The sequence below is a fragment of the Psychromonas sp. Urea-02u-13 genome (genome assembly GCF_002835995.1).
Taxonomy (GTDB): Bacteria; Pseudomonadota; Gammaproteobacteria; order Enterobacterales; family Psychromonadaceae; genus Psychromonas.
The window spans coordinates 1-7,096 of the sequence record NZ_PJBZ01000129.1; the positions used below are offsets into that span (position 1 = coordinate 1).

General features: G+C 37.8%; 5 protein-coding genes. 1 reads left to right on the forward strand and 4 read right to left on the reverse strand.

Features of this window, described 5'->3' with window-relative positions:
• Nucleotides 1-220: 220 nt before the first annotated feature.
• The 4 genes from glgA to rsmC form a co-directional block, all read right to left on the reverse strand.
• Nucleotides 221-1,693 (reverse strand): glycogen synthase GlgA, encoded by a 1,473-nt coding sequence (gene glgA, locus CXF74_RS20100; RefSeq protein ID WP_101084308.1) that lies wholly within the window; start codon nucleotides 1,691-1,693, stop codon nucleotides 221-223.
• A 71-nt stretch (nucleotides 1,694-1,764) separates the two neighbouring features.
• Complete coding sequence (gene glgC, locus CXF74_RS20105; RefSeq protein ID WP_101084309.1) at nucleotides 1,765-2,988, reverse strand: glucose-1-phosphate adenylyltransferase; 1,224 nt, start codon at nucleotides 2,986-2,988, stop codon at nucleotides 1,765-1,767.
• Between the two features lie 27 nt (nucleotides 2,989-3,015).
• A complete protein-coding gene (gene glgC, locus CXF74_RS20110; protein ID WP_101084310.1) occupies nucleotides 3,016-4,239 on the reverse strand; it encodes a glucose-1-phosphate adenylyltransferase in 1,224 nt (407 codons plus the stop codon).
• A 133-nt stretch (nucleotides 4,240-4,372) separates the two neighbouring features.
• On the reverse strand, nucleotides 4,373-5,419 hold the full coding sequence (gene rsmC / locus CXF74_RS20115; protein WP_101084311.1) for a 16S rRNA (guanine(1207)-N(2))-methyltransferase RsmC: 1,047 nt from the start codon (nucleotides 5,417-5,419) through the stop codon (nucleotides 4,373-4,375).
• Between the two features lie 227 nt (nucleotides 5,420-5,646).
• On the opposite strand from rsmC, the gene CXF74_RS20120 reads away from it, so the two are divergent.
• Nucleotides 5,647-7,096 (forward strand): EAL domain-containing protein (locus CXF74_RS20120; protein WP_232772603.1); only part of this gene is annotated, 1,450 nt, incomplete at its 3' end.

The window sequence follows — 7,096 nt, forward strand, 5'->3', positions numbered from 1 at the left end:
TTAACTTAAGTTAACTTAACTTAACTTAACTTAACTTAACTTAACTTAACTTAACTGCCTCTTAGACGAACACTCGTGTATTTGTCTTCTATTGAGTATTGCGAATAAAATTAATTCCTAGTTAATAGTATAACTTTTATGTGATTTTTATAACAAGTAGATCTTTTTTTTGAGGGGTGTGTTGAAAAAGCCAATCAGGGAGATTGGCTTTTTAGAGGATTTACCAGTTATGGTGCTGGTAAAGTGCATTGTAATAGAGGTGTTCGTAATGTTTCGCTGCATCTGACCAATAGAAGTGAGAACGCATTGCTTGCGTTTTTAAGCGCAACATCTCTTCTGGGTGCTCAATGTATAACAATAAAACACGACGTAGTAGATTAAGTAATTGATTCGGGTTTGTATCATAAAAAACAAAACCGTTAGCATGATCAGGATCTTGGTCGTAATCAAGGACCGTATCTTTTAATCCACCGACAGCACGTACAATTGGCAATGTGCCGTAAGCTAAACTGTAAAGTTGATTTAAACCACAAGGTTCAAAGATAGAAGGCATCATGAAAAAGTCTGCGCCAGCTTCAACCATATGTGACAGTTTATTACTGTAGATATCAATAAACTTAAACTTCTCAGGGTAATGCGCCATGATCGCATTAAGTTGCCCAGTAATCGCAGGATCACCCGAGCCTACAATAACCAGTTGCAAGTTATGTTTTAAAAATCGTTCCAGCATTGGAATAATCAAACCAAAGCCTTTTTGATCAGTCAAACGACAAACCATACCAAACATAGGGTGATCGCTTACTGGTAATCCCACCTCTTTTTGCAAGGCTGCTTTACAGATCGCTTTACCACTTAAATCATCAGCGCTGAAATTAGCCGGAATGTATTTGTCTGTTTCAGGATTCCAGTCATTATAATCACAGCCATTTAAGATGCCTTCAAAATCATGAATACGTGCTAAAAAGTGATGTGACATACCGTGTGAACCGAGCGGTGTTAATAGTTCGCTGGCATAGTTTGGACTCACTGTATTAATTTTATCGCTATAGGTTAAGCCGACTTTGAGATAATTAATGTAATTATAATTTTCTAAAACACGCTCATCCATACAACTGCTCACTTCAGAAATAAGGTTGAGTTGTGATTTATCAAAAATACCTTGGTAACACGCATTGTGCGTTGTTAATACGGTTTTTGTATGCGTAAAACGATAATGATCGTGGTAGCGTGTTTTTAATAAATAGGGAATAAGGCCAGTATGCCAATCATTACAGTGAATAATATCGGGTGTGAAATCATCCGCTTCACAGGCTTGAAGGGCCGCTAAACAGAAGAACGCAAAACGTTCTCCGTTATCTTGGTAGGCATGGTTATCTTCGCCATATAAACCCGCTCTGTCAAAATAATGCGCGTTATCAATACCTAATACTGGGATACCATCAAGGTTTAATTCATGTACTTGGAATTGGATATCTGGGCGTGCACAATCGGTATTTAGCGTTAAGTTAAAACGATGCTGTGCATGCTCTCGGTGATTGATAGTACGGTAAAAAGGGGTGATGATTTTAACTTCATGGCCTAAATTTCGTAGCTCAATAGGTAATGCTTTAGCCACATCAGCTAGGCCACCTGTTTTTGAGAAACCTTCAACTTCAGATGAAACAAAAAGAATTTTTAATTTACGATGATCCATTCGATCACTCCTAATAAAAAAGAAAAAGCCACAGCAAGCTGTGGCTTATTTGTAGACGAGTTTATAACTGATTAGAAACCAATTCTAGCGCCTTTAGGGATGACCACAATACCGTCATCTGACACTGTGAAGCACTTTCTATCTTCTTCTAAATTAACGCCAATTTGTACATTGTCTGCGATATGTACGTCTTTATCGACAATTACTTTAGTTAAAATACAGTTGCTACCGATTTTAGTATCACCAAGTAATACTGAATAATAAATATTACTGTTGGTACCTACAACGGAGTTAAACCCTAATACCGATTTTTTAATCGTTGCGCCTGAAATATGACAACCATCAGAAATCAAAGATTTACGAATAGTACAAATAAACTGGTCGCTATCACGGAAACTTGCCGGTGGTAATGCTGGGTAATGGGTATGCATTGGCCATTTACGGTTATACAAAGAAATAGCGGGCTCTGATTTAATCAAATCCATATTTGCTTCCCAGTACGATTCAATCGTACCTACATCACGCCAGTATGTTTCACCTGTTTCACCAGCAATGGTATTTGTAGTAAAGTCATAGACAAACACTTTACCCTCAGGGTAAAGGTGAGGAATGATATCTTTACCAAAATCGTGGCTAGAGCCTTCGTCTGCAGCATCACGAATCAATTCATCTTGTAGTTCTTGAGAGCTAAAAACATAGTTACCCATTGACGCTAATACATGGTCAGGGTCGCCTGGAATTGTTTTTGCTTCTGCAACCGATGGTTTCTCTGCAAAACCAATCATGCGTCCTTCATCATCTACTTCGATAATACCAAAATGATACGCTTGCTCTTTTGGTAAACGAATTGCCGATACAGTCAATACTGCGTCTTTCTCTTGATGAAAGGCGATTTTCTGACGAATATCCATTTTGTAGATATGATCACTACCAAAAATACACACTAAGTCTGCTTCATCAGATTCGATAAATTGCAGATTTTGATAAATAGCATCTGCTGTACCGCTATACCAATGTTTACCCGTACGCATTTGCGCTGGAATGGCATCAATAAATGTATCTGTGATGCTGTTTAGTCCCCAGGCTTTATTTAAATGTTCGTTAAGCGATTGAGATTTAAACTGCGTTAAAACATAAATACGTAACAATGACGAATTTACAAAATTGTTTAATACACAATCGACTAAACGGTAACTGCCACCAAAAGGAACAGAAGGTTTAGTACGAGACTGTGTTAAAGGATAAAGTCGAGAGCCTTCGCCACCCGCTAAAATCATAGATAGAACTTTTGCCATATTAAAACCTATATTATGTAGTGGGGATTAAAAACCGACTTTTGTGCCTTTAGCGATAACAACAACACCATTATCAGAGACGGTGAATTGTTTGCGATCTTCTTCTAAATTTTCACCAATCACAGTACCTGGCGCAATTTCTACCCCTTTATCGAGGATCACTTTGTTAAGTCGTGCACCGGCACCTACTTTCACATTACCCAATAAAATGCTGTCTTTAATAATGACGCCTTTACATAAATGACTGTGGAAACCCAATACTGAGTTTTCAATTTTTGCGCCATTAATGTATGAGCCTGCACCAATCAGTGATTTAGAAACATCACTTACTGTATCGCCACTGTCACGAAAGGTCGCTGGAGGCAAAGGTGGGTGATAAGTATGTAGAGGCCAATTTTTGTTATATAACGAGAAAGGGGCGTTATCAGCAAGCAGATCCATGTGTGCGTCCCAGTACGAATCAAGCGTACCTACATCGCGCCAGTAAGCAGTGTCTGGCTCGCCTTCAATTTTGTTATCACTTAATTTATAAATGAACACATCACCTTTAGGGTAAAGCTTACCAATAATGTCTTTACCAAAGTCATGGCTAGAGTTTTCATCTTTTGCATCTTCATAAAGCTCTTTTAGCAATACGTCAGATTTGAAGATGTAGTTACCCATTGAGGCTAATACATGGTCTGGATCACCCGGAATCGTTTTAGCGTCTTCAACGGATGGTTTTTCTGCAAACCCTATCATGCGTCCTTCTTCATCTACTTCGATGATACCAAAGTGATAAGCTTCAGATTTTTGCACACGAATGGCTGCTACCGTTAATGAACCTGCCTTTTGCTTGTGGTATTCAACCATTTGTTGCACATCCATTTTATAGATGTGATCACTACCAAAAATACAAACATGATCTGCTGCATTTTTTTCAATAAAACGTGCATTTTGGTAGATAGCATCCGCTGTACCGCTGTACCAGTTTTTATTAACACGTTGTTGTGCAGGAATAGCTTCAATAAATCGATTTGAAATTCCTGACAAACGCCACGCTTTACGTAAATGAATATTTAATGATTGGGATTTAAATTGCGTTAATACATATATTTTCATTAAATCTGCATTGACGAAGTTGTTTAATGCAAAATCAACAAGGCGGTAGTTACCACCAAAAGGTACTGCAGGTTTTGTTCTTGTGGAGGTTAATGGATAAAGGCGTGAGCCCTCACCGCCAGCAAGAATCATAGCAAGAATGCCAGACATAAATGTCTCCAGATTAAAGGGGAATAGGTGTCATAAATTTGTAACAAATCGTGTTTGCAACTTAATCCATATACAGCCTGGAGACAATATCAAAAAAGCCAAAAAAATAAAAGTAATCTAATGCTGATTTTGATTATTTATTGAGGCAGGTCAGCACTTTAAACTTGTTATTTTGTTGAGAAGTGGTGAGGTTGGTATAATTAGCCTCTAATAATGGCTCGTAGCGCAAAAACTTATTAGCAACAATTGATAAAGTACCACGTGCTTTTAAATAGCTAGGAGACTGATTGATAAAAGTTTCTGCCGCAACATAATTAGTTTGTTTACCTGAATGGAAAGGCGGGTTAGAAAGTAATGTATTATATTTATTTTCTACATTAGAAAATACATTGGACGAAAAAACATTAGCATTAAGTTTATTTTTTATCAGCGATAATTTAGCGCTGGCTAAAGCGTAGGCATTTATATCAATCATATCTATAGCTAAATCTGGGAAGCATTTTTGAATATAGCAACCAATAACGCCTGCACCACAACCAAAGTCGAGTAAATCACCTTTCAGATTTTTGGGTAAATTAAGCAGTAATAACTCTGTGCCTTTATCCAATTCGCCGTGACTAAATACACCCGGTAAAGAGCATATTTGCAGGGTGATATCATTAATTTTAATTGGGTAAGTTTTAATCCAATCTGCCTGATTAAATGGCGCGACTTCATTACTTAGCTCACAGTACAAAAGAGAACAATGTCGAGCAGAATCTACATTGTTAACTTGACCAGCATAAGGCGCTAATAAATTGCCTGCGCTTTTAATGCCACACTTCTTTTCGCCAACCAAAATAATTGACGCGCCCTGTGCTAAATGCGGCGTTAAGCTAGCCAGTAGGTATTGCACTTCTTTTTTAGCTTTTGGTATAAAAATAAGCAGTAGATCAAAAACGCGCTCACCTTGATAGTTGTCAGTAAATACACAGGTAGATTCCGTCAATTTATCATTGATTTCACTAAAATGACTGTAATCACTAAAGCAGAAAGTACTCGACGCGGCTAATGATTGTAAATGCAGTGGATAGCTGTCATCCATATTACCTGCGACTAAAATATTTTTACCTTCAAATAGCGCTTCGTTGCGTTGTAATAATTTACTTGGATTTGAATATGTTGTATTTGTGACTGACATGACGGTTCCTGTTTTTTACTTTTAATTGTTCGTGATATTGTACACTTTCCATTTTGATTGTGATTAAAATTCAAGGTTTAATTATTAACGCGTGCAGGGATAAATTTACGTTTATAACAACAACGGTTGTATTGAGCTGTATCGGGCTGATTTTGGTAGGGGGGCTTTTTAGCTTACGCGCATTCTCCCTGAAGTATCATCATAATCGTATCGATGGTGTGGTTCAGGTGATAGAGCGCCAATTGGATAAGCATGTCGTCAAAAAACAATTTGATGTTTGGTTACCTGATTTATTGGACGCTTCTGGCATTGTCCGTTTACAAATAAAACGCGAAGATAAAGTATTATTTCAAAATTATTATGAAAGCCGTGATTTTTTCTCCAGTAAGTTACTGTTGCGTTATCAATATAAATTGGCGCGTTACCCCAATACCTCATTAATTATCCACACTAGACAACCTTATCAAGAATTGAACTTCGCCATTGCTCCCTTGTTAGGGGTGGGGGCCGCCATTCTTTTTAGTTTATTGCTGCTTGGTTTTTCTCTTCGTTGGATTAAAAGGCAATTCAGAGGGGCGGAGCTATTAGAGCAACGTGCCAAATATATTTTACAAAATAACCCCACTGCGCGTATTGCCGATGCACAAGAATGGCCAAAACTGGCTAGTAAAGCGTTAGATATGCTTAATCAAAAACTTGATGAAAGCAAAAAAGAGCGTAGTCATTTCGATGCACATATTCGTGGCCAAGCGTTTTTAGATGATACAACCGGCATTGGCAATCGTTTAGCTTTTGAAAATCAACTGGATGTTACTGCGGTTGATGGCGCTATTTTATCAAGCGCATTATTGCAGATTAAGTTTTCAGAATTAGATCTGGTTCAAGATAATTATGGCAAAGCGAAACGTCATGCTCTTTTATTACAAATCACCGAATTATTGACTGAATTTGTAAACCGTTATGAAGATCCGTTTTATGGGCGTATAGCAAAATCTGAGTTTGTTTTAATTATTCCTCAAATGTCCTATGAAGAAACAGAAGTGGCAGCCAAGCAACTGACTAAATTGTTATTACAGCTGCAGTTACCCGAGATTTTATCGATTGATGATTTTTTCCATATAGGTGTGGTTAATTTTTATTGTGGTGAAAAACCCTTGATTATTATGGATGATCTTAACCGTGCTTCTACGGTGGCAAAACATCAAAAAGTAAGTGGCTGGTTTTTGGCTGAACAAGGTATTAAGCAAGCGAGTTTACCTAAGGGGACCGTAAGGTGGCGCTCACTATTAGAAGGGATCTTAGAGAAAGATAACCTATTACTTTATCGCCAACGACTTATGCTCAGAGACAGTATGACAGAGCTTTATTCTGAGCTGTGGCCTCGTATTATTGGCTATGATGGCGAAGTTATTGCTGCCGGTGTTTTTTTGCCGATGGCTGAAAAGTGTGGCTTGCAGAAACGTTTTGACCTCTTGATGTTAGAAAAAACATTAGCTTTGTTAGTTTTGCGCGGGGAAACATGCCCACCTATCGCGATTAACCTCAGCAGTGACATTTTGATGGATAAAGTACGTATGCAATGGCTTATTTATGAATTGATGCAACAATCTCGTACTTTAAGGCAGAACCTAGTAATTGAGGTTTCTGAACATTTGCTTAATGATAACTACTTTCCAC